This is a genomic window from Nocardia sputorum (assembly GCF_027924405.1).
Lineage (GTDB): Bacteria > Actinomycetota > Actinomycetes > Mycobacteriales > Mycobacteriaceae > Nocardia > Nocardia sputorum.
The window spans coordinates 815,940-842,396 of sequence record NZ_AP026978.1 but is presented as its reverse complement, the minus strand read 5'-3'; the positions used below and the strand labels follow the sequence as shown (position 1 = coordinate 842,396).

At 70.1% G+C, this 26,457-nt stretch carries 24 protein-coding genes; 13 read left to right on the top strand and 11 right to left on the bottom strand.

The genetic code is table 11. From position 1 onward, the window contains the following. The first annotated feature begins 122 nt into the window (after positions 1–122). From QMG86_RS03670 to QMG86_RS03655, 4 genes are all read left to right on the top strand, one after another. Positions 123–2,381, top strand: coding sequence for a carbon starvation CstA family protein (locus QMG86_RS03670; protein ID WP_281877673.1), 2,259 nt, complete (start codon positions 123–125; stop codon positions 2,379–2,381). 71 nt (positions 2,382–2,452) lie between these two features. Further along, a complete protein-coding gene (locus QMG86_RS03665; RefSeq protein ID WP_281880756.1) occupies positions 2,453–2,638 on the top strand; it encodes a YbdD/YjiX family protein in 186 nt (61 codons plus the stop codon). 167 nt (positions 2,639–2,805) lie between these two features. Further along, the gene (locus QMG86_RS03660) at positions 2,806–4,425 is read left to right on the top strand and encodes a DNA-3-methyladenine glycosylase 2 family protein (protein WP_434086152.1); all 1,620 of its coding nucleotides are present in this window, start codon (positions 2,806–2,808) and stop codon (positions 4,423–4,425) included. Beyond that, complete coding sequence (locus QMG86_RS03655; protein ID WP_281877671.1) at positions 4,422–4,964, top strand: methylated-DNA--[protein]-cysteine S-methyltransferase; 543 nt, start codon at positions 4,422–4,424, stop codon at positions 4,962–4,964. Before QMG86_RS03660 ends, QMG86_RS03655 begins: the two co-directional genes overlap by 4 nt. Before the next feature lie 26 nt (positions 4,965–4,990). On the opposite strand, the gene QMG86_RS03650 is transcribed toward QMG86_RS03655, so the two are convergent. After that, entirely contained in the window at positions 4,991–8,191 is a 3,201-nt protein-coding gene (locus QMG86_RS03650; protein ID WP_281877670.1) for an AAA family ATPase, read from the bottom strand. Positions 8,192–8,225: 34 nt separating this feature from the next. Further along, the gene (locus QMG86_RS03645) at positions 8,226–9,401 is read right to left on the bottom strand and encodes an exonuclease SbcCD subunit D (RefSeq protein ID WP_281877669.1); all 1,176 of its coding nucleotides are present in this window, start codon (positions 9,399–9,401) and stop codon (positions 8,226–8,228) included. A gap of 307 nt (positions 9,402–9,708) precedes the next feature. On the opposite strand from QMG86_RS03645, the gene QMG86_RS03640 reads away from it, so the two are divergent. Continuing rightward, positions 9,709–10,854 carry a DNA recombination protein RmuC gene (locus QMG86_RS03640; protein ID WP_281877668.1) on the top strand — a complete coding sequence of 382 codons (1,146 nt, stop codon included), beginning with the start codon at positions 9,709–9,711 and terminating at the stop codon, positions 10,852–10,854. A gap of 58 nt (positions 10,855–10,912) precedes the next feature. Continuing rightward, positions 10,913–11,779: a DUF6542 domain-containing protein gene (locus QMG86_RS03635; RefSeq protein ID WP_281877667.1), complete on the top strand. Its 867-nt coding sequence runs from the start codon at positions 10,913–10,915 to the stop codon at positions 11,777–11,779. 469 nt (positions 11,780–12,248) lie between these two features. Here QMG86_RS03635 and QMG86_RS03630 read toward each other — a convergent pair whose 3' ends face one another. Then, entirely contained in the window at positions 12,249–13,259 is a 1,011-nt protein-coding gene (locus QMG86_RS03630) for a 4-hydroxy-3-methylbut-2-enyl diphosphate reductase (protein WP_281877666.1), read from the bottom strand. A 296-nt stretch (positions 13,260–13,555) separates the two neighbouring features. Between QMG86_RS03630 and QMG86_RS03625 the strand changes: the two genes are divergently transcribed. The 4 genes from QMG86_RS03625 to QMG86_RS03610 are packed head-to-tail and all read left to right on the top strand — an operon-like array spanning position 13,556 to position 16,156. Then, positions 13,556–14,224 (top strand): lipid droplet-associated protein, encoded by a 669-nt coding sequence (locus tag QMG86_RS03625; protein WP_281877665.1) that lies wholly within the window; start codon positions 13,556–13,558, stop codon positions 14,222–14,224. Further along, positions 14,221–15,537, top strand: a complete 1,317-nt coding sequence (gene xseA / locus QMG86_RS03620; RefSeq protein WP_281877664.1) for an exodeoxyribonuclease VII large subunit — start codon at positions 14,221–14,223, stop codon at positions 15,535–15,537. Before QMG86_RS03625 ends, xseA begins: the two co-directional genes overlap by 4 nt. Before the next feature lie 2 nt (positions 15,538–15,539). Continuing rightward, entirely contained in the window at positions 15,540–15,815 is a 276-nt protein-coding gene (locus QMG86_RS03615; RefSeq protein WP_434086151.1) for an exodeoxyribonuclease VII small subunit, read from the top strand. Beyond that, positions 15,812–16,156 (top strand): VOC family protein, encoded by a 345-nt coding sequence (locus tag QMG86_RS03610; protein ID WP_281877663.1) that lies wholly within the window; start codon positions 15,812–15,814, stop codon positions 16,154–16,156. Before QMG86_RS03615 ends, QMG86_RS03610 begins: the two co-directional genes overlap by 4 nt. 21 nt (positions 16,157–16,177) lie before the next feature. Here QMG86_RS03610 and QMG86_RS03605 read toward each other — a convergent pair whose 3' ends face one another. Beyond that, positions 16,178–16,669: a GNAT family N-acetyltransferase gene (locus QMG86_RS03605; protein ID WP_281877661.1), complete on the bottom strand. Its 492-nt coding sequence runs from the start codon at positions 16,667–16,669 to the stop codon at positions 16,178–16,180. Between the two features lie 200 nt (positions 16,670–16,869). After that, the gene (locus QMG86_RS03600; protein WP_281877660.1) at positions 16,870–17,436 is read right to left on the bottom strand and encodes a DUF4245 domain-containing protein; all 567 of its coding nucleotides are present in this window, start codon (positions 17,434–17,436) and stop codon (positions 16,870–16,872) included. A 129-nt stretch (positions 17,437–17,565) separates the two neighbouring features. Between QMG86_RS03600 and glpX the strand changes: the two genes are divergently transcribed. Together glpX and QMG86_RS03590 are read left to right on the top strand one after the other, a co-directional pair. After that, positions 17,566–18,609, top strand: a complete 1,044-nt coding sequence (gene glpX / locus QMG86_RS03595; protein ID WP_043731608.1) for a class II fructose-bisphosphatase — start codon at positions 17,566–17,568, stop codon at positions 18,607–18,609. Between the two features lie 912 nt (positions 18,610–19,521). After that, positions 19,522–20,925: a class II fumarate hydratase gene (locus QMG86_RS03590; protein ID WP_281877659.1), complete on the top strand. Its 1,404-nt coding sequence runs from the start codon at positions 19,522–19,524 to the stop codon at positions 20,923–20,925. Between the two features lie 155 nt (positions 20,926–21,080). Here the strand turns inward: QMG86_RS03590 and QMG86_RS03585 are convergent, their stop codons facing one another. From QMG86_RS03585 to QMG86_RS03570, 4 genes are all read right to left on the bottom strand, one after another. Then, positions 21,081–21,938, bottom strand: coding sequence for an acyl-ACP desaturase (locus tag QMG86_RS03585; RefSeq protein WP_281877658.1), 858 nt, complete (start codon positions 21,936–21,938; stop codon positions 21,081–21,083). A 101-nt stretch (positions 21,939–22,039) separates the two neighbouring features. Continuing rightward, positions 22,040–22,642, bottom strand: coding sequence for an LGFP repeat-containing protein (locus QMG86_RS03580; protein ID WP_281877657.1), 603 nt, complete (start codon positions 22,640–22,642; stop codon positions 22,040–22,042). Between the two features lie 189 nt (positions 22,643–22,831). Further along, the gene (gene phoH2, locus QMG86_RS03575) at positions 22,832–24,217 is read right to left on the bottom strand and encodes an RNA 5'-3' helicase PhoH2 (RefSeq protein ID WP_281877656.1); all 1,386 of its coding nucleotides are present in this window, start codon (positions 24,215–24,217) and stop codon (positions 22,832–22,834) included. A 266-nt stretch (positions 24,218–24,483) separates the two neighbouring features. Then, on the bottom strand, positions 24,484–24,852 hold the full coding sequence (locus QMG86_RS03570) for a DUF488 domain-containing protein (RefSeq protein WP_281877655.1): 369 nt from the start codon (positions 24,850–24,852) through the stop codon (positions 24,484–24,486). 86 nt (positions 24,853–24,938) lie between these two features. Here QMG86_RS03570 and QMG86_RS03565 point away from each other — a divergent pair, with 86 nt between their 5' ends. Continuing rightward, positions 24,939–25,211, top strand: coding sequence for a hypothetical protein (locus QMG86_RS03565; protein ID WP_159843202.1), 273 nt, complete (start codon positions 24,939–24,941; stop codon positions 25,209–25,211). Between the two features lie 3 nt (positions 25,212–25,214). Here the strand turns inward: QMG86_RS03565 and QMG86_RS03560 are convergent, their stop codons facing one another. Both QMG86_RS03560 and QMG86_RS03555 read right to left on the bottom strand, forming a co-directional pair. Next, positions 25,215–25,637 carry a limonene-1,2-epoxide hydrolase family protein gene (locus QMG86_RS03560; RefSeq protein ID WP_281877654.1) on the bottom strand — a complete coding sequence of 141 codons (423 nt, stop codon included), beginning with the start codon at positions 25,635–25,637 and terminating at the stop codon, positions 25,215–25,217. A gap of 23 nt (positions 25,638–25,660) precedes the next feature. Then, positions 25,661–26,377 (bottom strand): TetR/AcrR family transcriptional regulator, encoded by a 717-nt coding sequence (locus tag QMG86_RS03555; RefSeq protein WP_281877653.1) that lies wholly within the window; start codon positions 26,375–26,377, stop codon positions 25,661–25,663. Positions 26,378–26,457 lie beyond the last annotated feature (80 nt).

Here is a 26,457-nt window from a genome sequence, read left to right as displayed (position 1 = left end):
CACATGAACAATATTTCACGGTGACCGTCCGGCGTCCGGAATCGGCACGACGGCGCTCATCGATCGGATACGTTGTCACGTGTTTCAGCAAGATCCTGCGCGTTTTACAGGAGAGTAGGCAGATGGCGACAATCGAATATCTGCGGACCGATCCCGATCTGCCGCCCGTCGGCGTGGTCGACAAGTCCCCGATCACCCCCGCCAAGAAATTGATCTTCGCCGGGATCGCCGCGCTCGGCGCCATAGCTTGGGCGGTGCTCGCCATCTCGCGGGGCGAATCGGTGAACGCGGTGTGGATCGTGATCGCGGCGGTGTGCACCTACGTCATCGCGTATCGGTTCTACGCCAGGTTCATCGAACGCAAGATCGTCAAACCGCGCGACGACCTGGCCACGCCCGCCGAGATCCTGGAGAACGGCAAGGACTACATGCCGATGGACCGGCGGGTGCTCTACGGGCACCACTTCGCCGCCATCGCGGGCGCGGGTCCGCTGGTCGGACCGGTGCTGGCCGCGCAGATGGGCTACCTGCCGGGGACCATCTGGATCGTGGTCGGCGTGGCGCTGGCCGGCGCCGTGCAGGACTACCTGGTGCTGTGGGTTTCGATGAAGCGGCGCGGGCGCAGCCTCGGGCAGATGGCCCGCGACGAGCTGGGCGTGATCGGCGGCTGGTCGGCCATCGTGGGCGTCCTGGTGATCATGATGATCCTGCTGGCGGTGCTCGCGCTGGTGGTCGTCAACGCGCTCGCGCACAGCCCGTGGGGCGTCTTCTCGATCGGCATGACCATTCCGATCGCCCTGTTCATGGGTGTGTACCTGCGGTTCCTGCGGCCGGGCAAGGTCGGCGAGGTCTCCGTGATCGGGTTCGCGCTGCTGCTATTGGCCATCGTGGGCGGCGGCTGGGTCTCCGAAACCGACTGGGGCGCGGACTGGTTCACACTCTCGCCGGTGACCATCTCGTGGCTGCTGATCGCCTACGGCTTCGTCGCCTCGGTGCTTCCGGTGTGGCTGCTGCTGGCGCCGCGCGACTACCTGTCGACGTTCATGAAGGTCGGCACCATCGTGCTGCTCGCGGTCGGCATCCTGGTCACGCTGCCGGTGCTGCAGGCGCCCGCGGTCTCGTCGTTCGCCTCCAGCGGCACCGGACCGGCCTTCGCGGGCTCTCTGTTCCCGTTCCTGTTCATCACCATCGCCTGCGGCGCGCTGAGCGGTTTCCACGCGCTGGTCTCCTCCGGCACCACGCCGAAGCTGCTGGAGAAGGAATCGCACGCGCGGATGATCGGCTACGGCGGCATGCTGATGGAGTCGTTCGTCGCGGTCATGGCCATCATCACCGCCTCGATCATCGACCAGCACCTGTACTTCGCGATGAACGCGCCGGTCGGTCTCACCGGCGGCACCGCGGAGAAAGCCGCGGCCTACACCAACAGCCTCGGGCTGAGCGGGCCCGCGGTGACTCCGGCGGACTTCAGCCAGGCCGCGAGCGACGTCGGCGAATCGTCGATCATCTCGCGCACGGGCGGCGCGCCGACGCTGGCGGTCGGCATCTCCGAGGTATTCCACCAGTTCCTCGGCGGCGCGAGCATGAAGTCGTTCTGGTACCACTTCGCGATCATGTTCGAGGCCTTGTTCATCCTCACCACGATCGACGCGGGCACCCGCGTGGCGCGGTTCATGCTCTCGGACGCGCTGGGCAACTTCGGCGGCGCGGCGAAGAAGTTCCGCGATCCGTCCTGGCGGGTGGGCGCGTGGCTGTGCTCGGCCGTCGTGGTCGCGGCCTGGGGCTCGATCCTGCTGATGGGCGTCACCGACCCGCTGGGCGGCATCAACACGCTGTTCCCGCTGTTCGGCATCGCCAACCAGTTGCTCGCGGCCATCGCGCTGACCGTGGTGCTGGTGATCGTGGTGAAGAAGGGCCTTGCGAAATGGGCCTGGATCCCGGGGATTCCGCTGGTCTGGGACCTGCTGGTGACCATGACCGCGTCGTGGCAGAAGATCTTCTCCGCCGATCCGAAGCTCGGCTACTGGAAGCAGCACAGCATCTGCCAGGCCGCGCAGGACGCCGGGAAGCTGTGCCTGACGGCGAAGACCCAGGACGACATGACCGCGATCGTGCGCAACACCTTCATCCAGGGCACGCTGTCGATCGTGTTCGCGGTGCTGGTGCTGATCGTGGCGGTGGTCGGCGCGGTGGTGGCCTACCGCGCCTGGCGCTCCGGGGAGGCGACGACCACCGAGACGCCGGAGCAGCCGTCGAAGATCTTCGCGCCCAGCGGATTCGTCGCCACCGCGGCGGAGAGGGAAGTCCAGAAGCAGTGGGACGAGTTGATCGCGAACGGAAAGGTGCGCGCTTCCGGCGCGGCACACGTCCACGCGCAATGAGCGACTCCTCGAACCGGGGCGCCGACCGGTCCGCGCGACCGGTCGGCGCCCGGCTGCGCGCCGCGGCCCGCGTGTGTGGCGACGGCCTCCGGGCGGGCGTCTGGTGGTTCGACTCGATCCTCGGGGGCCGGGATTACCAGCGCTACGTCGAGCACCTGCGGCGCAGGCATCCGGACCACCCCGTGCCGACCGAGCGGGAGTACTGGCGGCAGCGGCATGCCGAGGCGGATCGCAATCCGACCAACCGGTGCTGCTGAAAAGATTTCCGGCCGAGCCGCCACACACCGCTTTGGTAGTCGCCACAACCGCCGACCAGGCGGCAACTGTGCGATGTCATGACCGTTGTGTGAGGTGGTGACCACCCCCCGCGATAGTGGCTGATTTCCGCTAGCACGGGTTCGCCGCAGCTGCCATTGTGGTGGGCGTGACGATCACGGCATTTGATTTCGAACGTTGCTACCGGGCGGTGTCGACCCGGGACTCTCGATTCGACGGGCAATTCTTCACCGCGGTGCGGACCACCGGAATCTATTGCCGCCCTTCGTGTCCGGCGATTACGCCGAAGCGGGCCAACGTGACGTTCCTGCCGACCGCCGCTGCGGCGCAGCAGGCGGGCTACCGCGCCTGCCGCCGCTGCCTGCCGGACGCGGCGCCCGGTTCGCCGCTGTGGAACACGAGGGCGGATCTGGCCGCGCGGGCGATGCGATTGATCGGTGACGGCGTGGTCGAGCGGGCCGGCGTACCGGGGCTGGCCGCCACGCTCGGCTACTCGCAGCGGCAGCTCACCCGGGTGCTGACCACCGAACTCGGCGCGGGGCCACTGGCGCTGGCCCGGGCGCACCGAGCGCATACCGCGCGGCTGCTGATCCAGACCACCGCGATGCCCATGTCCGATATCGCGTTCGCGGCGGGTTTCGCCTCCATCCGTCAGTTCAACGACACGGTGCGCGAGGTGTTCGCGGTCAGCCCCACCACCATGCGGCTCGAGGCACAGCGCGCGAAAACCGCCGCCCCCACGCGCCCGGCGCAGGCCGGCAGCGGGTCGCTCACGCTGCGGCTGCCCTATCGGGAGCCGCTGGACCGGGCCTGGCTGGAATGGTTCCTGTCCGCACACGCCGTACCGGGCATGGAATTGTGGGAGAACCGTGCCTACACCAGGAACCTGCGCACGCCGCACGGGCACGCCACCGCGCGACTGAGCTTCCAGCGCGACCACGTGCGGGCGGAACTGTCCCTGCACGACATGCGCGATCTCGCGCCGACGGTGACCAGACTGCGGCACCTGCTGGATCTGGACGCCGATCCGGTCGGGATCGACGAAGCGCTCGGTGCCGGGCCCGCGGCGCGCGGGGCCTCCGGGAACCGCCTGCCGGAGCGTGCCGCCGAGGACCTGCCGGATGCGGGGGCGGGCTCGCCGCCCGAGAGCGAACCCTCGGCCGAGCTGTCTGCACTCGACGCGGGCCCGTCGTTCACGCCGGGTATCCGGGTGCCCGGGTGCGTGGACGGACCGGAACTCCTGCTGCGCACGATGATCGGGCAGCAGATCTCGGTGTCCGCCGCGGCCACGCACACGGCGCGGCTGGTGGAGGCGCTCGGCGAGCGGGTGGACGGGCCGATCCCGTTGCTGTTCCCCGCACCCGAGGTGATCGCCGAGCGGGGCGCCGAGGTGTTGACCGGACCGGCGCGGCGCATCCGTTCCGTCATCGCGGCCGCCGAGGCACTCGCGTCCGGCGACCTGCTGCTGCACCAAGGACGCACCGCCGCCGACCTGCGCCGCGACCTGCTCGCGCTGGACGGCGTCGGACCGTGGACAGCGGACTATGTGACGATGCGCCTGCTCGCCGATCCGGACGTCCTGCTCGGCACCGACCTGGTCGTCCGCCGCGGCGCGAGCCTGCTCGGCATCGATCTCACGGACACCGCTCGCTGGGCGCCGTGGCGGTCGTATCTGTCCATGCACTTGTGGAAAGCGGCGCTGGCCAGCCGCGCCACACCTTTCGATATCCCCGCGCTCGCCACCACGAAAGGCAGTGACGAATCATGAACGCAAGCATCGCCGTCCACACCGAGATCGTCGGCACGTCGACCAGCACAGCGGATTTCGCCGTCACGGAGACCCCGCTCGGACCGTTCACCACGCTCGTCGACTCCGACGGCGCGGTCCTCGCCTCCGGCTGGACCTCCGACGCGGAGAACCTGCGCGGTCTGATCCACCCCGCCCTGCGCCCCGGCGGGTTACGGCGACGAGATTCGCTGGGCGAGGTGACCGGCGCGGTCACCGCCTATCATGAAGGCGACCTCACCGCGATCGACCCGATTCCGGTGCGCCAGCGGTCGGGAGAGTTCCTCGTGCACGCCTGGGACGTACTCCGCGCCGTCCCGGCGGGCAGCCCGCTCACCTACACCGAATTCGCCGCCCGCGCCGGTCGCCCCGATGCCACGCGCGCCGCGGCCAACGCCTGCGCCCGCAACGCCGCCGCCCTCTTCGTGCCCTGTCACCGAATACTCCGCATCGGGGGCGCACTCGGCGGCTTCCGTTGGGGTTTGCCGGTGAAGCGGTGGCTGCTCGACCACGAAGGATGAGCCGCCAGCGGCGGAGCGGCCCACCCTCAGGCGATGGTCGCCTGGAGGTGGGAGCCGTCGCGGCCACGGAGGACGTGCAGGCGGCTGGGAATGCGTTGGCGCATCTCGTCCACGTGACTGACCACGCCGACTACCCGGCCGCCGGCACGGAGGTCGTCCAGCACGCCCATCACGGCGTCCAAGGTGTCGGCGTCCAGGCCGCCGAAACCCTCGTCGATGAACAAGGTGTCCAATACCAGGCCACCGGATTCGGCGGCGACGGTGTCGGCCAGGCCGAGCGCCAACGACAGCGAGGCCATAAAGGTTTCGCCACCGGAGAGCGTCTTGGCCGGGCGGATGGCGCCGGTGTAATCGTCCCGGATGTCCAGCCCGAGCCCGCCCCGGCGGCCGCGCGGACCGGCCTTGTCCGAGTGGACGAACTCGTACCGTCCGCCGGACATCCTGCGCAGCCGCAGCGATCCCGCCTGGGCGACTTCCTCCAGGCGGGCGGCCAGGACGTAGGAGTGCAGGGACATGCGGCGGTTGTTCGCGCCGCGTCCGGCGACCACGTCGGCGAGACCGTTCAGTTCCTCGAACGCTTGCTGTGCGGGGGCGATCCGGTCCACGGCGGCCCAGAGCTGGCCACCGAGCTCCTCGAGCTGGCTCGCCCGCCTGCTCGCCTCCGCATGGGCGGCCACCGCCGCGTTCAGCGCTGCTTGCGCGGCCGCCACGAGCGCGTCGAGCTCGGCCGGGTCGCCGGGTTCCTGCTCGGCCGCCGCGCGGATCTCCGGTTCCGCCAGCACCGCTTCGGCCGCGGCACGGGCACGGTCGGCGGCCACCAGTTCCGCTTCCGTCTCGGCCTGCTGCTGCGGGCTGCGCGACGCGGCGGCGACCACCTTCGCGTAAGCGGTCAAGAGCGCGACATCGTCTCGGGCGGCGGTGACCTGAATGTCGGCCGTGCGGCGCACCGGATCCTTCGCGCCGGTGGCTCCGGATGCGGCGGCTTCCGTGTCGCCCGAACCCGGGATCGAACCTGTACTGGGCGCGTCCGCCACGCCGGCCGCTGCAGAAGCGGACAGCGGACCGCCGAACTCGCCCTCCGGTACGAAACCAGCTGCACCTGCCAGACTTTCGACTCGGGCGGCGATCGCCGACACCTGCTCACGGGCCGCCACCGCTTCGGCGCGGGCATCGCGCAGGGCGGTCGCCTCCGTGACCAGCGCGGCCAGCCGGGCGCGGCGGCGGTCGATGGTCTGGTCGGCGCCCGCCGCGGTGCGCAGCCGTTCGGTGAGTTCGGCCAGGCGAGTCTCGCCGGAGACGATGGTTGCGGCCACCGCGCCGCGACGGGCTTCGGACGCGCGCAACTCCTCGTGCAGGCGTGCCTCGTCCTCGCGCAAGCGGGTCACTTCGGCTTCCAGTCCGTCGGCGCCGGCGGCCAGCTCCGAGGTGTCCTCGTAACGGTCGGTGGCGGCGCGCAGGGCGGCGGCGAGTTCGACTCGATCGGTATCGCCGCCGCGCGCGACCAGCGCTTCGATCTCGCGCTCGAGCTCGGTGATGCGGGCCAGCGCGCGGTCGCGGGTGTCCTCCGCGGCACGCTCGGCCGCGGCAGCGGCCTCCTCCTCGTCCTTGGACACTGCGGTGGCGGTGGGCCGGGCAGGTGCGGGGTGTTCGGCGGAACCGCAGACCGCGCAAGGGCTGCCGTCGACCAGCTCGCCTGCCAGTTCGGCCGCCATCCCGCTCAACCTGCGCTCACGCAGATCCAGGACGAGTTCTCGGGCGTCGAGATGCGCGATGCGGGCGGCGTCGAACTCGACGCGGGCGTGGTCGAGCGCGGTGCGGCGGGCGGCCAGTTCGACCGCGGCCGTCGCGGCGGCCTGCAGTCGTTCGGTCTCCGCGGTGATGCCCGGCAGGGCCGCCACGGCTTCGGCCGCTTCTCGCAACCTGGCCTCCGCCGCGGTGCGCGCGGCGGGCAGTTCGTCGCGCCGGGCGGTGAGCGCGGTGACGCGCCGGGCCAGCGTCGCGTCCTCGGTGCGCAGCGCGTCGATCTCGCCGCCGAGCCGGGTGGCGGTCGCGGCGTCGGCCCGCACTTCGTCCAGCGCGCCGATCTGCGCGCTCCAGCGCTGGATCGCCGCGTCGAGGTCGGCGTCGTCGCGCACCTGCGCGGCGTCGGAATCCAGCAGTTCCGCGCCGCCGAGTTCGGCGCTCGCCGGCTCGCGCAGCCGCGCAGCGAGATGCTCGGCCGCTGTGCGCTTTTCGCTGTCGAGCAGACGCTGGGTCTGCACCGCCGCACGCGCTTCGTCGATCGCCGCGGCGACCGGTGCGGCCCGGCGGGCGAGGTCGAGCTCGGCTTGCAGTGCGGCCCGGCGATCGGCGCCCGCGGCGTAGTCGTCGAGGTGCGCGCGTGCCGCGCTCATGCGACGGCGCAGCTCATGCAGGCGACGCTGCTGTTCGGCCTGCTCCCGGACGCGCGCCGACTCCCGCTGGCAACGTTCCATTTCCGTGCCGGCGGCGGCCAGATCCGTGCGAGCGGTGGCCAGCAGGTCCTGGGACCAAGCGACGCATTCCGTGGTACCGACCGAATCCGCCACGCCTGCCGCCATGCCCACCTGGGTGATCAGCCGCTTGATCCCCTCGGTGCGAGCATCCAGATCCGCTTCGGCGGCGCGGCGTTTGTCGGCCAGCCACTGTTCGGCGGCGCCGAAACGCCCGGTGTCGAAGAGCTTTTCGAGCAACTTCTCGCGGTCTTCGTTGTCGGCTCGCAGGAAGCGGGCGAAATCGCCCTGCGGCAGCAGCACCACCTGGAAGAACTGATCGGCGCTCATGCCCAGCAGGCGCAACACCTCCTCCCCGATATCCGGTATCCGGGACAGGTTTTCCCCACGGCCGTCCAGCCAGGTCAGCGTCGCCTTCGGGTTGATGGTGCGCATGCCCGTGCCGTCGCGCTTGGGACGCTGGAACTCGGGGCTGCGGGTCAGCCGCAGCCGCCGCCCGCCGAGGGTCGCCTCCAGCATCACCTGCGGCGGCGTGTGCTCCGGGGCATGATCGGAGTGCAGTCGCTTGCTCTCCCCGCGCGCGCCGGGGACCCGGCCGTAGAGGGCGAACGCGATGGCGTCCAGCACCGTGGTCTTTCCCGCCCCGGTCTGGCCGTGCAGGAGGAACAACCCGTCGGCGCCGAGCGCGTCGAAGTCGACGACCGTGGGCTCCGCGTACGGGCCGAAAGCGGTCATCTCCAGCTTGTGCAGCCTCATGCCGCCGCGCCTACGCCCGGCTTCGGTGGGACACTCATGCGGTCAGTTCCTCGGCGGCGGCCACGGCGGACACCTGCTCCGGCTCGGCGACGGCGGCCGAGAGCGCCCGCTCCAGCCAGGTCATCTCGCTCGAGCTGGGTGCGCCACGGACGTCGCTGAGGAAACTGCGGGCTACTTCGATGTCGCGGCGGCCGTGCACCCGCTCACGGTAGCGCAGTTCCGGGCTCCCCTCGGGCCGCGCCCATTCGACGTGGACGGCGTAGGGGAACCGCTCGCGCAGTTTGCGCATGGCGTCGACCGGGCGGGCGACGTCGGTGAGCACGGCGGACACGTAGTGCTGTTCGGCCGCTCCGTACTCCGCGCCGTTCAACAGTTCGTCCAGGGTGCCGGTCAGTTTGCTCAGGCCCCGGACCGTCGGCAGATCCCGGCGCCGCACCGTTTGTAAGCCGGACGCGTCCAAGTCGACGATCCACACCGCTTTCCGATGCGCGTTCTCGCCGAACGAATACGGCAGCGGCGAGCCGGAGTAGCGGACCTGCTCGGCGAGGGTCTGCGGCGAATGCAAGTGACCGAGCGCCACGTAGTCGATGCCGTCGAAGGCGGCCAGCGGGACCGTCTCCACACCGCCGACCGAAATGGAGCGCTCGGATCCGGTGGCCTCCCCGCCGACCACGAAGGCGTGCGCCAGCACCACCGTCCGCACCCCCGGACGCCGCGCGATGTCGGCACGCACCCGAGCCATGGCCGCGTCCAGGATCTCGGCATGCGAGCGCGCCTGCGGCACTTCGAGTTCGGCGCGGGTGATCTCCGGTTCCAAGTACGGGATGCCGTAGAACGCCACCGGACCGTGCGCGTCCGCCAGGAGGACGGGGCGATCGGCCTCGGCCACGGTGGTGCGCAGGTGCAGCCCGCCCGCGGCGGCGAAACTCGCTCCCGCGCCCAGACGGGCGGGCGAATCGTGATTGCCGGAGGTGGCGACGATCTGGGCGCCCGCGGCGCGGATCGCCTCGAATCCCCGGTTGCACACCGCGATCGCGTCGGCGCTGGGAATGGACCGGTCGTACACGTCACCGGGGAGCACCACCACGTCGACCGACTCCTCGGCCACCAGCTCCGCGATCGCGGTCAGTGAACGAGCCTGGTCGGCAAGCAGATCGACCCCGTGGAACGTGCGCCCGATGTGCCAGTCCGAGGTGTGCAGCATCCGCATGCCGCGAAACCGTAGGGCAACCCACCGACAGACTTCAATCGCCCCGCCCGCTGTGTCGGGTTCGCCCAGCCCGGCGCGGCGTGTCCGTCCGAGCGGGCGCACGTGTTCGGGGCGCCGGGCCGAACCAGCCGAAACATCGCACAACCCTTGGCCTCTACCACGTCCCGACCTGGGAAAGGACGGATGCCGGCAGCCGGACAGGTATGTGGAACAGACGGAGATCCGCTGGCAGGGACGGTGGACGACGCGATGCCGGACAGTTGCTCGGTGCTCGTTCTTGTCGGTGACGTCCGGCACTATCTGCGCTATGACCGCACCGATGCTCGCCGCACTGCTGCTGGTGTTCGCCGCCGGTTCCGGCCTCGGCTGGCTGAGCCACGCGGCGCGGGCCGGGCAGCGCGCCGCGGCGGCGGAGGCGCGGCTGGCGGCGGCCGCGGACAACGAACGGCTGCTGCGGCAGTCGCTCACCGCGGCGAACGAGGATGCCGCGCGCAGGCATTCGCACGCCGTCGGCGCGATGGTGGAACCGCTGCGCGCGGCCGTCGGTGCGCTGAACGAGCAGATCCAGCAGGTGGAGCGGCAGCGGCTCACCGCGTATTCCGGCCTGCGCGAACAGGTCGCGAGCATGCAGCGCACCTCCCATCAGCTCACCGGGCAGACCGGCCGGCTGGTCGCGGCGCTGCGCGCGCCGCAGGTACGGGGCCGGTGGGGTGAGATCCAGCTGGAGCGGGTGGTCGAGCTGGCCGGGATGACCAGGCACTGCGATTTCCAGACCCAGGTCAGCCGCACCGGCCGCGGCGCGGACGATCGCACGGTCCGACCGGATCTGGTGGTGCGACTGGCGGGCGGACGGCACATCGTGGTGGACGCGAAGGTCCCGTTCGCCGCCTATCTGGACGCCTGCGACACCGACGACCCCGACGTGCGCGCCGAGCTGCTCGCCCGGCACGCCAAACATCTGCGCGCGCATGTCGACCAGCTGGCCGACAAGGCGTACTGGGCCGCCTTCGATCCCGCACCGGAGTTCGTGGTGCTGTTCGTGCCCGGCGATCCGTTCCTGGACGCCGCCGTGACCACCGACTCGGAGCTGCTGGAGTACGCGTTCGGCCGCAACGTGATCCTCGCTACTCCGACCACCCTCGTCGCGTTGCTGCGCACCATCGCCTTCGGGTGGCGGCAGGAGGCGCTGTCCAGGGACATGGCCACCGTGCAGCGGCTGGGCCGTGAGCTGTATCAGCGGCTCGGGACGACGGGCAAGCACCTGGACCGATTGGGCGTGCAACTCGGCAGGGCCGTGGAGGCTTTCAACTACACCGTGGCCTCCGTGGAGTCGCGGGTACTGGTCACCGCGCGCAAATTGCACGATCTGGAGATAGCCGAGCAGGAAGTGCCCGAGATCGGGCGGGTGGATTCCCGTCCGCGCGCGGTGGGCTTCGCCGACGCGGGCGAGTAACCAGGACTATGGCCGTGCCGCCACGCCGCCGCGAACGGCGGCAACTAGTGTGCATGTCGTGGCTGCTTCCGAACGTGTGCGATCCCGGGTGCCCGCGCCGCAACGCTCGATCCTGCCGTCGGTGCCGGGGATCCCGGTCGGCGCGGCGATCTCGATCGCGGTTGCCTGCACGTTCCTGGGATTCTTGATCGACGCCGTCGGCGGCGGTGCCGAGCTGACCGGCACGTTCGCCGCCCTGTACGTCCTCGGCTGTGTGGCGGCCGTCTCCGCCGTCCGCTACCGCGGCTTGTTCAGCACGATGGTGCTGCCGCCACTGCTGCTCTTCGTCGCCGTGCCGCTGGCCTATCAGCAGCTCACCGGCCGCGGCACGACGTCGCTGAAGGACATCCTGCTCAACCTGGCGATCCCGCTGGTGAACCGGTTCCCGACCATGGTGCTCGCCACGGTCGTCGTCCTGCTGATCGGTGGCGCCCGGATCTATCTGCACCGCCGTGAAGAGGAGAGTGACCGGCCGCGGACGCCACGCCGCGGCGACAGCTGGGGCAAGTCGCAGGCGAAGAAGAGCAGGCCCGGCCGTTCGTCCCCCGGCGCCGCCGACTCGGCGCGCCGCAAAGCCCGCCGCCCGAAGGACGAGCCGGACAAACCGGAGTCGGACGACCTGAACGAGCCCGCTCCGCGCCCGGCTCGCCGACCCGCCGCGCAGGTCGCCGACACCCCGCCGCGCGTCGCGCCCTCTCGTCCGCGGGAAGGACGAGCTCCCGCACGGGGCGCCCCGCGCCCGACGGCGGCCATGCCGCGTCCCGAAGGCGAACCACCGCGCGGCGCGAACCGACGCCGCGACATGCCGCCGCATCCCCAGCCCAATGTGCGTTACCGGGAACGCGATTCGGGCCGTCCGGAACGGCGCAGGCCGGAGAACTCGTAAGCGCGTTCACCGGTCCGCGAAGTCTGCGCGGCGCCGCCGGTCCGAGCGCAGCATGCCGACACCGTGCCGCCTGATCGGCGAGAACCGTGCTGATCACCACGCGGCGGAGTTCGCGACCTCGCGCGAGTCGCCCCACGGCGGAGAGGACCACCGGGTCACGGCGGCCGGTCGCCCGCCTTCGGCGTCCCTGGACTTCTCCGGCACCGCGCTGCCGGATCGCCCGGAGACGGGTGAACACGTTCCGCCCTCCCGGATACGGATCCGAGCGACCCCGCCGGATTTGCACCGCAGTCCACGCGGACCGGCGACAGCCGACGACGAAGTGACCGGTGCAGCGAAGCCCCAGCGCACCTCTTCGCAGCCTCTGGACGACCGACCCGTTACGGCCATGGCCCGTTCAGCAGTGTGACACCGGATCCTCGGGCCGACGACCGGTAACCGGAGCCCGCGCCACCGGCGCGGCCCGGCGTCAGCGACGGGCGTCGCGCAACTCGCGGGGAAGGGCGAAGACGAGGGTCTCGTTGGCCGTGGTGACCGGCTGGACGTCGCCGTAGCCGTGCTCGGCCAGCATGTCCAGCACGCCGCGAACCAGGATCTCGGGCACCGAGGCGCCGGAGGTGATGCCGATCGTGCGGACGCCATCGAGCCAGGCCGGGTCGACCTCGCGGGCGAAGTCCACCAGGTAGGCGGCCTTGGCGCCGGCGCCGAGCGCCACTTCCACCAGGCGCACCGAGTTCGACGAGTTGCGCGAGCCGACCACGATCACCAGGTCGCATTCCGGCGCCATCGCCTTGACGGCCACCTGGCGGTTCTGCGTGGCGTAGCAGATGTCGTCGCTCGGCGGGTCCTGCAGGGCGGGAAAGCGCTCGCGCAGCCGCTGCACCGTCTCCATCGTCTCGTCCACGCTCAGCGTGGTCTGCGACAGCCAGATCACCTTCGACTCGTCGCGCACGCTGACCTTGTCCACCGCGTCGGGCCCGTCGACCAGCTGGACATGGTCGGGCGCCTCACCGGCGGTGCCTTCGACCTCTTCGTGGCCCTCGTGACCGATCAGCAGGATGTCGTAGTCGTCGCGGGCGAACCGCTTCGCCTCCTGGTGCACCTTGGTCACCAGCGGGCAGGTGGCGTCGATGGTGTGCAGATTGCGCGCGGCGGCCGTCGCGTGCACCGTGGGCGCCACACCGTGCGCGGAGAACACCACGACCGCGCCCTCGGGGACCTGGTCGGTCTCGTCGACGAAGACCACGCCGCGATCGCGCAGCGTCTCCACGACGTGCCGGTTGTGCACGATCTCCTTGCGCACGTAGATGGGCGCCCCGTGCTTCTCCAGCGCCTTCTCGACGGTTTCGACCGCACGGTCGACGCCGGCGCAGTATCCGCGCGGCTCCGCGAGCAGCACGCGTTTTCCGCCCTCGGCGACGGCGTTTCCGGCGCCTGCCGAGCGGGCGATTCCGACGTTCAAGGGAATGGCCGAAGACATGCCCACAGGATACGTGCGGACCGCGATCACGCCACGTCCGGGAGTTGCCCGTCACATCGCCGCGCGAGCCGCCGCGTACGGCCGCGAACTGCGGTGGAAAGCCCGGCCCGGCCGGGTGGCCGACCGGCCGCGGCGAATGTCTCGGACACTCCCGCCGGGACCTGGGTTTATTCTCCGCATTATGAGCACGCCTGCCGCGCAATTCCCGCCGATCGGCCGCGCGCCGGAACCGGCGAATATCCGAACCGCGCGCACCCCTCCTTTGCATAACACACCATTTCGGGCAGGCTAGGACCATGTTTCGACCACCCTTTCTGGCCCGGGTCGCCGCCGGAGCCGCCGTATACGCCCTCGAGGAATCCCGCCGCCTACCCACGGCGGCAATGAGTTTCCCGATCACGGCCATCAGTCAGGTGCTGCAGACGACGATGCACGTCCAGCAGTTCGTGACGAGTCTGGCCCTGAAGGGCGACGCGGTTTTCGACCGTTTGTCCCACCGCCCGGTCGAACAGCCGGAATGGGCCACGTTCGACGAGGACATCGCCGACGACCCGAGCCCCACCACGCTCCGCGCCAGTCGATTCGATCTCTACAGCGCCGACGATCCCGAACCGTTCCGCGCGCCGGAATCGTTCACCGACGACACCCGCACCGGTGCGACCAACGGTCATGTCGCGTCGGTGACGACGATCGCCGAGCCGCCGGCCGAAGATCCGGAACCGGCCGATCCGGAACCGGCCGACCCGGACACCGACCCCGTCGCCGACGCGCCCGCCATCGCCGAGCCGGAGGTCGCCGTCCGCTACGACTACGCCAACATGACCCTGGCCCAGCTGCGCGCCCGGCTGCGCCTGCTGACGATCGAAGACCTCACCGCGCTGCTGGAGTACGAGCAGCACACCCGCGCCAGGGCGCCGTTCGTGACCATGCTCACGAACCGGATCGCCACTGTGCAGGCCCAGTGACCGAACCCCGGACCCCCTCGTCGGCGGCTGGCCGGGAGACCTCCGGCCAACCCGCCGCACCGGCCAACTCCGCCGAGCACCCCTGGCCGGTGCGCTCGGTGTCCATGAAGGTCGCCCAGTGGATCGACCGGCTCGGCAGCATCTGGGTGGAGGGCCAGATCACCCAGATCAATCTCCGTCCGGGCACCCGCACCGCGTTCCTGGTGCTGCGCGACCCGTCCGCCGACATGTCGCTGTCGGTGACCTGCGACCCGGATCTCATCCGCAATTCCCCCGTTCCCCTGCAAGAGGGCAGCCGGGTGGTCGTCTACGGCAAGCTCTCGTTCTTCACCGGACGCGGCACGATCTCGTTGCGCGTCTTGGAGATCCGGCCCGTCGGCATCGGTGAGCTGCTGGCCCGCATCGAACGGCTGAAATCGCTGCTGGCCGCCGAGGGCCTGTTCGATCCCCGGCTCAAGCGCCCGATCCCGTTCCTGCCCGGCACCATCGGACTGATCACCGGACGCGCGAGCGCCGCGGAGCGCGACGTGCTCAGCGTCGCCCGGAACCGTTGGCCCGCTGTGCGTTTCGAAATTCGCAACACAGCCGTGCAAGGACCCACCGCGGTGGCGCAGATGCTCACGGCGCTCGCCGAGCTCGATCGGCATCCGGCCGTCGAGGTCATCGTGCTGGCGCGCGGCGGCGGCAGCGTGGAAGACCTGCTGCCGTTCTCCGACGAGGCACTGTGCCGTGCCATCGTGGCCGCCACCACGCCGATCGTCAGCGCGATCGGCCACGAGCCGGACAACCCGCTCAGCGACTTCGTCGCCGATCTGCGCGCGGCCACCCCCACCGACGCCGCCAAGCGGATCGTCCCGGACGCCGCCGCCGAATTGGCCTGCATCCGCGAACTGCGCGAACGCACCGCCGCCGCGCTGCGCGGCTGGGTTGACCGGGAGACCAAGGCGCTCGCCCAGCTGCGGTCGCGGCCCGTCCTGGCCGACCCTCTGCGCGAGATCGATCGCCGTCAAGAAGAGATCGAACGCCTGCGCACGGCCGCGCACCGCTCCACCGAGCAGCTGATCCGCACCGAGGCGACGGCCACCCGGCACCTGCGCGAGAAACTCACCGCCGTGGGCCCCGCCGCCACGCTGGCCCGTGGCTACGCTGTCGTACAGCGCGTCACCGGCCGGGAACGGCAGGTGGTGCGCTCGATCGAGGACGCCCCCGCGGGCAGCCAGTTGCGCATCCGGGTCGCCGACGGGGCCGTCACCGCCGCCGCGCTCGGCACCCAGGCGCTCGGCGCGCGGCACACCGACACAGGGAGGAACTGATCTTGGCCGAATCCGGCAAGTCCACGGACAAGAACGGGACAGGAGCCGATCCGGCCGACGACGCGGCCGAGATCGCCGGTTTCGGCTACGAACGCGCGCGCGACGAACTGGTCAACGTGGTCAAGATCCTCGAGCAAGGCGGCCTCGACCTGGACGAATCGCTGGCTCTGTGGGAGCGCGGCGAGGCGCTGGCCACTCGCTGCGAAGAGCACCTGGCGGGCGCCCGCAAGCGCGTCGAGGACGCGCTGCACCGCACCGACCTGGAGCGCCAGGAATGACGATCCGCCGGGCCACGCCCGACATCCGCACCACCGACCTGGCCGCGAGCCGTGGGTTCTACCGGCTGCTCGGCTTCCAGGAGGCGATGGACCTGGGCTGGGTCGTGGCGATGGCCTCCCCGTCCAACCCGACCGCCCAGGTCCTGCTCGTCGGTCCCGACGCCGAACAACTCCAGCCGGACATGAGTGTGGAGGTGGACGACGTCGACGCCGTGCACGCGGCGGTGACCGCCGCCGGAGCCGAGGTCGTCTACCCCTTGCGCGACGAGCCCTGGGGTGTGCGCCGCTTCTTCGTGCGCGACCCGAGCGGGACCGTCGTCAACGTGGTCAGCCATCGCTGACGACAGTCCCCATGGTCACCGTCAGCGCAGTGTGATGCGGAACCGCGCGACGCCGTCCACGTCGCTCACCTGCTCGAACCCGGCTTTCTCCAGCACGCGTACCGACGACGGATTGGACAGTTCCACGTCGGCGCGCACCGCGTGGACGCCGGGCGCGGTGCGCGCGTGCGCCGTCAACGCGACGGTGGCCTCGGTGGCGTAGCCGCGGCCGCGACGCGAGGCGACGATGCCGTAGCCGATCTCCAGCTCACCGTCGGCGGGCGGCCAGAACAGCCCGATCGATCCGACGACGAGCCCACTGGCTCGCTCCACGACGAGCCGGTGCCCGAACGGCCCGAACCAGTCCGGATGGGCGGTGAGCAGACCGGCGATGACGCGATCGCCCGCGGCGGGGAAATCCGCCGCCCACGCGGCATGACGCTCGTCGCCGAGCACGGCGGCGGCCGCTGTGGCGGTCCACGACCGCAGGATCAGGCGGTCGGAGAGCAGATCGGCGGAAAGAGAAACAGACACGTGACACTCCTGGTCATCGAGGAAAAGACCGGTTCGCGCCGACGCGTCTGCGGGAAGAAATCAGTGGCGCGCGAACCGGCGAAGGACATGCGGAATACAGCTGGTGACAGCCATATTCATCGACCTCCGAGATCCGGTTCGGCACGTGTCTCGTACCGCGGCCAACCTAACGGCAGCGCGCGGCCGAAGGCAAGCGTGTTTCAGGGCTTCAGTGGTTGGGCGGCGGCGATCGCCTGCGCGAGCGTGGTGAACGCCGCTTGGTTGCCCGCGCCGGTGATCAGCACACGGGACTGGCCGAGGTCGGTGATCCACGCGGTCTCCGAGCCCTGCTCGGCGTAGACGACCCACTTCTGCGCGCCGACCTGCTCGGTGCCGCTGGCGTACCGGGACCCGAGCACGAAGCGGGCCAGCGCCTCCTCGGTCGCGTTGCTCTGGCTGAAACGCATGTAGGTGCCTTGCGGCGTGATGTAGCCGACCGTGCTGACCGGTCCGCCGCCGTTGCCGCCGATGGACTCGCGACTACCCGAATTCGGCGTCCAGTCCGCGGGCAGGTCCGGGTTGCGGATCGGGAACGGCAGGGAACGCGCGTCGGCGGTGAGCGCCGCCCGCGCGTCGAAGTGCGGGATCTGACCCTGCGTCGGACCGTTCGCGGCGAAACTGCACTGGCTGGCCAGCCCCGCGAACACCAGCGCGATCAGGACCAACGGGATCAGCGACCAGAACAGATCCCGGTAGTCGTTCAGGATGCGCGGCTTTTGGTACGACACGCTCCCAGTATCCACTCGCGCGGCGACGCCGCCCCGCGCACCCCGACACCTCGAGCAGGGGTGTACGCCCGTGCCACATCGAATGAGACAATTGACCGGTACGTACCGACGCACAGGAGGCACCCCGCAATGACGGCAACTTCTCCCACACCTAGCCGCCGCGAGGCGCCCGACCGCAACCTCGCACTCGAGCTGGTCCGCGTGACCGAGGCCGGGGCGATGGCCGCGGGCCGGTGGGTCGGACGCGGCGACAAGGAGGGGGGCGACGGCGCCGCCGTCGACGCCATGCGGCAGCTGGTCAGCTCGGTGTCCATGCGCGGCATCGTCGTCATCGGCGAGGGCGAGAAGGACGAAGCGCCCATGCTGTACAACGGCGAGGCCGTCGGTGACGGAACCGGCCCCGAAGTGGACTTCGCGGTGGACCCGATCGACGGCACCACGCTGATGTCCAAGGGCGTGCCCGGCGCGATCTCGGTGCTCGCGGTCGCCGAGCGCGGCGCCATGTTCGACCCCTCCGCGGTCTTCTACATGCACAAGATCGCCGTCGGCCCCGACGCCGCCGACGTGATCGATATCTCGGCCCCGATCGGCGAGAACATCAGCCGGGTCGCCAAGGCGAAGAACTCCGCGAAGTCCGACCTGACCGTCTGCATCCTGGACCGGCCCCGGCACGCCGAGCTGATCCAGCAGGTGCGCGACGCGGGCGCCCGCATCCGCCTGATCTCCGACGGCGACGTCGCGGGCGCGATCGCCGCGGCCCGCCCCGACTCCGGCACCGACATTCTGGTCGGCATCGGCGGCACCCCCGAGGGCATCATCGCCGCCGCCGCGATGCGCTGTATGGGCGGTGAGCTCCAGGGCATGCTCGCGCCGAAGGACGACGAAGAACGGCAGAAGGCCATCGACGCGGGCCACGACCTCGACCGCGTGCTGACCACCGAAGACCTCGTCTCCGGCGAGAACGTCTTCTTCTGCGCCACCGGCGTAACCGACGGCGACCTGCTGCGCGGCGTGCGCTACTACGGCGGCGGCGCGTCCACGCAGTCGATCGTCATGCGCTCGAAGTCCGGCACGGTCCGCATGATCGACGCCTACCACCGCCTGACCAAGCTGCGCGAATACTCCTCGGTCGATTTCATCGGCGACGAACACGCGGTCCCGCCGCTGCCGTGACATTTGGCCGCGACTTCGTCGCGGCGTGTTCGCGGCCCCCTTTTGGCTCGCGTCTGCGCAACCACCGCTTGCTCCTTCGTCGCGGACGCGGCGGCCACGCAAACGCGAGCCGGGCTGTGTTGGTTTTTCCAGCGCCTGCGGCGCTGGGTGTTCGCGGCCCCCTGGTGGCTCGCGTTTGCGCAACCACCGCTTGCTCCTTCGTCGCGGACGCGGCGGCCACGCAAACGCGAGCCGGGCCGCGAACGGCGGATGCTCGGTCTCGCTTCGCTCGAAATCGGGAGCTGGGGTCAGTGGTTCCGCAGTGTGGGGACCGCGCCCCCGAAGTGCACCCGTTCACATCGTGCGTCGGTCGCTTTTCTACTGATGGGCGATCGGATAGCGGGGCAGGGACCGTTCACCCGCTGGCGCGCGGGGTGCGCGGCCCGGGCTCGACGATCCGGGAGCCAGGACCGCCGCGCACGGGAAACGGCTTGTCCACAGTGCCCGATTCAGAGATCGCGTGCCGCGCGGCTGACAAAGCAGCCATGTCTCCGACGTGGACACATCGCGTAAGCAGAGCCGCTTCGACTGCGCCGGTCGACGTCCACCGATGGCGTGCTGAGCGCGCCGTTGTGCACCGTCGGCCGCAAGGTGCGGCTTCCTCAGCCAGTGCGGACTCGGGTCGAGGCGGTGCGCTTCATGCTCGACTGTCACCCGCTTCAAGCTCCCCCTCGCCGTGTGCCGCTCTTGCGGACCGGTTGTCTGCTTCTCGCATGTACCCCGTACGGGGTTGGTAGGCCGGCGCGGCTCCGGGCCGTATGGCGGCGACATCGAGCGAACGGTGCGTATTCCCCGGCGGGGCCTGCCGAGGTGTGCGAATGACCTCAGGCGTGGCTGCCCCATGGGAGGCGGGTGCGGCATAGGGTCGGGATCATGAGCGAGGAGACGCAGTACCGCATCGAGCACGACACCATGGGCGAGGTCCGGGTTCCGGTGGACGCTTTGTGGCGGGCGCAGACCCAGCGGGCCGTGGAGAACTTCCCGATCAGCGGACGCGGCTTGGAGCGGGCGCAGATTCGCGCGCTCGGCCTGCTGAAGGCCGCGTGCGCCACGGTGAACCGCGACCTGGGTCTGCTCGATCCCGCGAAGGCCGATGCCATCATCGCCGCGGCGAACGAGATCGCCGACGGCAGGCATGACGACCAGTTCCCGATCGACGTCTTCCAAACCGGTTCCGGCACCAGCTCGAACATGAACGCCAACGAGGTGATCGCCTCGCTGGCCAAGGCCAACGGCGTCACCGTGCACCCGAACGACGACGTGAACATGTCCCAGTCGTCCAACGACACCTTCCCCACCGCAACGCATCTCGCCGCCACCGAAGCGGTCATCACCGATCTCGTTCCCGCGCTGGAGCATCTGCGGCTGGCGCTGCTGGACAAGTCGGTGGAATGGCGGACCGTGGTGAAGTCCGGCCGCACCCACCTGATGGACGCGGTCCCGGTGACGCTGGGCCAGGAATTCGGCGGCTACACCCGTCAGGTCGCCGCCGGTATCGACCGCATCATGGCGACGCTGCCGCGGCTGGGCGAACTGCCGATCGGCGGAACGGCGGTCGGCACCGGCCTGAACGCACCGGAGGGCTTCGGCGCGAAGGTCGTCGCGGAGCTCGTGCGGGCCACCGACATCGACGCGCTGCGCGAGGCCGAGGATCACTTCGAGGCACAGGCCGCGCGCGACGGCCTGGTCGAGGCGTCCGGCGCGCTGCGCACCATCGCGGTGAGCCTGACCAAGATCGCCAACGACATCCGCTGGATGGGCTCGGGTCCGCTCACCGGCCTGGCCGAGATCCAGCTGCCGGATCTGCAGCCGGGCAGCTCGATCATGCCCGGCAAGGTGAACCCGGTGCTCCCCGAGGCGGTGACCCAGGTCGGCGCGCAGGTGATCGGCAACGACGCCGCGGTCGCCTTCGCGGGCGCGAACGGCGCCTTCGAACTGAACGTGTACATCCCGGTGATGGCGCGCAACTTGCTGGAGTCGATTCGCCTGCTGGCCAACGTCTCCCGCCTGTTCGCCGACAAGTGCGTGCGCGGCCTGGTCGCCAATGTCGAGCATTTGCGCACGCTCGCCGAGTCCTCGCCGTCGATCGTGACGCCGCTGAACTCGGCGATCGGCTACGAGGAGGCGGCCGCGGTGGCGAAGGAAGCGCTGAAGGAGAAGAAGACCATCCGGCAGACCGTCATCGACCGCGGTCTGCTGGGCGAGAAGCTGACCGAGGAGGAACTCGACCGCCGCCTCGACGTCCTGGCCATGGCGAAGGTGGCGGACCAGGACTGACGAGACCGCCCTCGTCCGCCACACGCCCGACCGTCACCACAGCGTCATCGGCCACCGGCAAGCCGTGCCGAAACGAACGCCACCTGGGTAACCGTGCGGCTACCGAGGTGGCGTTCGCGAGACGCGTCCGTCGCGACGGACCCGAGGACGGCAGGTCAGTCGCGCAAGTGCGCGAGCTCCTCGCGCGCCAGCTCCCCGTCCGGACCGAAATCGGTCCGACTGAAGATGTTCCACCGCCGCAGCAAGGGGGCGAAGACCAGCTCCCCCTCCTTGGCGCGGTCGTAGATGCCCGCCTCGGCGAGCACCGCGTCGCTGCTGCGGCCGTCCGAGAGCGTCACCGTGGGGACCTCGAAGCCGGCGACCCGGTCGGCGATGGCCCGCACGGCCTGGTCGGGCGCCAGATCGAGCGCGGCGGCGATCAGGTCGGCGAAGAACACCGACTGCAGTTCGTCATCCAGCGCGATCCGCTCAGCGATGGCGGTGACCAGGGGATTCTCACCGAGCGCGGCGGTGTTGCGATGCCGAACGGCGCTGGCGGCCTCCTCGAACGCGCAGTTGGCCAGTACGTCGAGCAGGTGCATCGCCGGGCGACGGAAGCCCTTGGTCATGTGCTCCATGCGCAACCGCTCCAACTCCACCGGGTCGACGGCCCTGGTGACCATGAGGTAGTTGCGGATGGTGATCTCGTGGCGGTTCTCCTCGGCCGTCCAGCGGCCCACCCAGCGCCACCACGCGCCGGTGCGCAGGTATTTGCCGATCTCGCGGTGATACGAGGGCAGGTTGTCGGCGATCAGCACCGAGACGGTCAACGCCAGTTTGGCGGTGTCGCTGAGCTCGGACTGCTCCGGCGTCCAGTCGTCACCGCCGAGGAAGGCGAAGTTGCGTCCGTCGTCCCACGGCACGAAGTCGTGGGGCTGCCACCCGTCGGCGACATCGACGTGCTTACGCAGCAGCAGTTCTACGTCCACCGCGAGCGATTCGAGCAGTTCGCGGTCGGTCAGGAGAGTTTGCACCGAGATAACCTAGCGGCTTGGCCCGCGGAGCGGGAGCGGATGGATGGGATTCACAGGCAACCGGGACCACACCGCGACCCCGGACGCCGAATATCTGGCTCCTACTTCGGCGTGACCGTGATAGTACCGTTCACCCAGGTGATGGTGCCGCCGGTGAAGTCGCTCTGCTTGCCGCCGGGGATGTCCTTCTCGTCGCTGATCGGGTAGCCGAGCTGTCCCTGCGCGCCGCCGTTGTCTTCCCATGCCTTGCGGATCTCGCCCCAGACGACGTGCGGGTCGCCGTCCTTGGCCTCGTAGATCGTGCCGCCCGCGAAGTCCTGATATTCCCCGTCGTCGGGGCCCTTCTCCTCGGCTTCCAACGGGAGGCCGAGCGTGCCGGTCGGGCCACCGAGCTGCACGTACTTCTCGTAGATGTCGCCGTCGACGCTGATCTCGCCGCCCGGCGTGGCGATCTTGGTGCCCTCCGCGCTCGCCCCCGTGGTGGCCGTGGCGCCCGTGGTGCCTGTCGGCTCTTCCCCGGTGCGCGTGGGGCTGCCGGTGGCGGTGCCGGGGCTGATCATCGAGGTGACCATGCCGGTCATGCTGGCCATCCCGGTTTTGGCGCTGTCGCCGGCGTTGTCATCGCCGCCGCAGCCGGCCGAGACCAGCCCTGCCGCGACGAGCACCGCGGTGAATCCAGCCGTTCGTCGAGCGAAGTGGTGCATGTCCATCCTCTCGCTGTGGGCTACCGGCACACCGCGGACTCCGTGACGGCGCCACGAGTAGCCTCGGCCGATTGTCAGGCGATGACCCGGTGACCGACGGGCGGTCACCGGGTCATACCGAACAGCTATCGCGGCGGATGATACCCACCGGACATGCCGTGAAACACAGCGTTGAACAGCACCGCGGGATCAGGCGTTGGGGCCGTACTCCTCCAGCATCTCGGTGACCAGCGCCGCGATCGGCGAGCGCTCGCTACGGGTCAGCGTGATGTGCGCGAAAAGCGGGTGGCCTTTGAGCTTCTCGACCACCGCCGCGACACCGTCGTGCCTGCCGACGCGCAGATTGTCGCGCTGAGCCACGTCGTGGGTGAGCACCACCCGCGAGCCGGTTCCCAGCCGGCTGAGCACCGTGAGCAGCACATTCCGCTCCAACGACTGGGCTTCGTCCACGATCACGAAGGAGTCGTGCAGCGACCGCCCGCGAATGTGGGTCAGCGGCAGCACCTCGAGCATGTCGCGGCTGAGCACCTCCTCCATCACCTCGCGGCTGGCCAGCCCGTCGAGCGTGTCGAAGACCGCCTGGGCCCACGGGCCCATCTTCTCGCTCTCGGTGCCGGGCAGGTAGCCCAGCTCCTGGCCGCCCACCGCGTAGAGCGGGCGGAAGACCACCACCTTGCGCTGCGTCCGCCGTTCCAGCACCGCCTCCAGGCCCGCGGTCAACGCGAGCGCCGACTTGCCGGTACCCGCCCGGCCACCCAGCGAGACGATGCCGACGCTCTCGTCCAGCAGCAGGTCGAGCGCGATGCGCTGCTCGGCGGAACGGCCGTGCAGCCCGAACGCCTCGCGCTCGCGCACCAGTTGCACCCGCTTGTCCGGGGTAACCCGGCCCAGCGCGCTCGAACTGACGCCGAGCAGCCGAATGCCGGTGTGGCAGGGCAGCTCTCGTGCTTCGTCGAGATCGATCACCGACTCGGCGTAGAGCTGATCGATGCGCGCCGTGCTGACATCGAGTTCCACCATGCCGGACCAGCCCGAGGTGACCACGTCCTGGGCGTGGTACTCGTCGGCGTGCAAGCCCACCGCGCTCGCCTTGACCCGCAGCGGAATGTCCTTGGACACCAACACCACTTCGCGGCCCTCGGCCGCGAGGTTGAGCGCACAGGCCAGGATCCGGGAGTCGTTGGTGTCGGTGCGGAAGCCGACCGGAAGGACCGCGGGATCGGTGTGGTTCAATTCCACCTGCAACGTTCCGCCCTCGGTGCCGATCGGCACCTGCTGATCCAGCCTGCCGTACTGCAGGCGCAGATCGTCCAGGTTACGCAGGGCTTCGCGCGCGAACCAGCCCAGCTCGTGATGGTGCCGTTTGGCTTCGAGTTCACTGATGACCACCAGGGGTAACACCACGTCGTGTTCGCCGAACCGCGTGAAGGACCAGGGATCCGACAGCAGGACGGACGTGTCGATGACGAAGGTTTTGCCGGCTGATTGCGAGGGGCGGGCCCCCTTCGCGGCGGCTCCGCCTTTCGCGGAGCTGGAGTTCGCCGAGGGAGCGGAAACGGAGCGTGCAGCAGTCACGGTGGGCTCCTCTGTGTTCGCGCGGCAGTCGCACGAACGATCTCGCTGGACCGGTCCGTCCTGATGGACCCGACGTTGCCGTCAGGCGCCACGAGGGCCGGGTGCCGGCCCCCTCGTACTGAGTAGCTCAGTCACGGTCAGGACCTCCCGTACGAGCCACACCGCCGCGGCCCGCACACCCGACGCTACCTCCGGTTCCCGGTTCCGCGCTCGGGGACGGCGAGGCGTGTCCGTGAATTTGTGGTAAACCCGCACGTCACGAACGCTCAGCGGAGCAGCTCGAGCAACACCGGAACATGGCTGTGTGCCGGATCCTGTACGGCCGTGAGCAATGTGACCGGACCTTCGGCGGCCAGAGCGCGCAAATCCCGCAAATCTTGTTGAACCTCCGGAACAGCCAGTTCGGCGCGGTAGCGCCGGGCGAATTCCGGGCCCCGCGCGTCCCGGTCGGCGTGGAACCAGCGCCGCAACTCGGTGGACGGAGTGAGCGCTTTGGGCCAGCGATCGACCCGCGCTTGCGCTTTGGTGATGCCCCGCGGCCAGAGCCGGTCGACGAGCACCCGGGTGCCGTCGTCGGGGTCTGGTTCGTCGTAGACGCGCTTGACGCGGAAGCCGGACTGCGGTTGCTGGGTCATGGCAGTCATCGCAGCACGGCGTGCGCGCGGCCACGGGATTCGCCACGCCGTCGCTGTCGGCCGATTCGGCGGATAGAGTCGCTGGTATGTCCGGTAACGAGGATTTGGAGAAGCTGTCGTCGAAGGAACTGCACGACCGGGCGATGAGGCTGGCCGTGCGACGCGGTGACGTGAAGTTCCTGTGGCGGCTGCTCACGTCGATCCCGGCCGCGGAGGCCGCCGCGGGCAATGTCGGCGAAAGCGAGGCGGACATCAAGTACGTGCTGCCCATGCTCGACGACTACGTGCACGCGGGCGACGGCGCGGTCGCCGAGGTGTTGCGGCCGGTCTATCTGGACTACCTGGCCAAGCACTCCTGAGGGTCAGCGCCGGGTCAGCGCCGCGCGCCACAGGCCGGCGGCCGTGCCGCGCAAGAAGTTCTCCCAGCTGAAATGGTCGTGCCACAGGATGATTCGGCCGTCGCGCAGCTCGAACGTGCCCGTCACCCAGAACCCGACGCGCACCGGCCCGAAGCGCAGGTAGTCGGTGCGATCGGTCAGCACGACGTCGCCGTCGGCGGCGATATGGTGCAGATCCACTCCGAAGCCGAGCCAGTCACGACGCAGCCCGCGCAGCACGCCGCCGACCCGCCGGATGCCGCGAACATCGGGCAGCGAAGTGTTCTTCCAGACGATGTCCGGGTGCAGCAGGTCGATCGCCTCCTCGGAGGCGCCCATCCCGAGCGCGGCGAAGAACTCCCGCACGGTGGTGATCGAATCCTGTTTCAGGTCGGGTTCGTCGGTCATGGTCCGAGCGTAGGCCGAGCCGGTCACCCGCGGCGCGCGATGAGCACGGCCAGTCCGTCGAGAATGCGCTCGATACCGAATTCCAGCGCACCCACCCCTCCCTCGACCGCGCCTTCCTCCGCGAAGGCCGCCGCCGAAGCCGGGTATCGATCGGCCGCGGCGGCCACCATTTCGGCGAACTGCCCCGCGACCTGTCGCTCGAACTCGTCGGCGGCCACCATCCGCACCTGCTGCGCCAGGCTACGGGCGTGGCCGGTCAGCAGGACGATGGTGTCCAGGCGTTCGGCGGTGGTGAGCCCGGTCCCGGCCAGCGCGCCGAGCGCGGCTTCCATCCAGGCCAGTTCGTTCGGGCCGACCGGCCGCCTGCCCACCGACACCTCCAGCGACCAGGGATGGGCGCAGAAGCGTTCGTAGATCGTCTCGCACCACACGCCCAGCAGCTCGCGCCAGCCGTCCTCCGAGCGCTCCCGACCGGCGCGCAGTTCCGGCGGCGCGCCCAGCGCCGTGTCCAGCATCAGCGCGACGAGCTCGGCCTTGCCCGGCACGTAGCGGTACAGCGACATCTTCGTGAAACCCAGCCGCTCGGCCACCCGCTGCATGGACAGGTGCGCCAGCCCTTCGGCGTCGGCGAGGGCGATGGCCTCACCCACGATCCGCTCGAGTGACAGCGCTGGTTTCGGACCCCGTTTCGGGCGCTGACCGGTGCCCCAGAGCAACTCGAGTGCGGTCGGTGTCGGCATGCCCGCATCCTTCCGGAGAACGTCTTGACGTGAAACTGTGTCTACCATACGCTGATCTGCGTCCGATGGATACAGTTTCC

Coding starts and splice junctions, on each gene's coding strand:
- QMG86_RS03670 (WP_281877673.1), top strand. CDS start 123: ATGGCGACAATCGAATATCTGCGGACCGATCCCGATCTGCCGCCCGTC.
- QMG86_RS03655 (WP_281877671.1), top strand. CDS start 4,422: ATGAACGCAAGCATCGCCGTCCACACCGAGATCGTCGGCACGTCGACC.
- QMG86_RS03650 (WP_281877670.1), bottom strand. CDS start 8,191: ATGAGGCTGCACAAGCTGGAGATGACCGCTTTCGGCCCGTACGCGGAG.
- QMG86_RS03645 (WP_281877669.1), bottom strand. CDS start 9,401: ATGCGGATGCTGCACACCTCGGACTGGCACATCGGGCGCACGTTCCAC.
- QMG86_RS03640 (WP_281877668.1), top strand. CDS start 9,709: ATGACCGCACCGATGCTCGCCGCACTGCTGCTGGTGTTCGCCGCCGGT.
- QMG86_RS03630 (WP_281877666.1), bottom strand. CDS start 13,259: ATGTCTTCGGCCATTCCCTTGAACGTCGGAATCGCCCGCTCGGCAGGC.
- QMG86_RS03625 (WP_281877665.1), top strand. CDS start 13,556: ATGTTTCGACCACCCTTTCTGGCCCGGGTCGCCGCCGGAGCCGCCGTA.
- QMG86_RS03610 (WP_281877663.1), top strand. CDS start 15,812: ATGACGATCCGCCGGGCCACGCCCGACATCCGCACCACCGACCTGGCC.
- glpX (WP_043731608.1), top strand. CDS start 17,566: ATGACGGCAACTTCTCCCACACCTAGCCGCCGCGAGGCGCCCGACCGC.
- QMG86_RS03590 (WP_281877659.1), top strand. CDS start 19,522: ATGAGCGAGGAGACGCAGTACCGCATCGAGCACGACACCATGGGCGAG.
- QMG86_RS03580 (WP_281877657.1), bottom strand. CDS start 22,642: ATGCACCACTTCGCTCGACGAACGGCTGGATTCACCGCGGTGCTCGTC.
- QMG86_RS03570 (WP_281877655.1), bottom strand. CDS start 24,852: ATGACCCAGCAACCGCAGTCCGGCTTCCGCGTCAAGCGCGTCTACGAC.
- QMG86_RS03565 (WP_159843202.1), top strand. CDS start 24,939: ATGTCCGGTAACGAGGATTTGGAGAAGCTGTCGTCGAAGGAACTGCAC.
- QMG86_RS03560 (WP_281877654.1), bottom strand. CDS start 25,637: ATGACCGACGAACCCGACCTGAAACAGGATTCGATCACCACCGTGCGG.
- QMG86_RS03555 (WP_281877653.1), bottom strand. CDS start 26,377: ATGCCGACACCGACCGCACTCGAGTTGCTCTGGGGCACCGGTCAGCGC.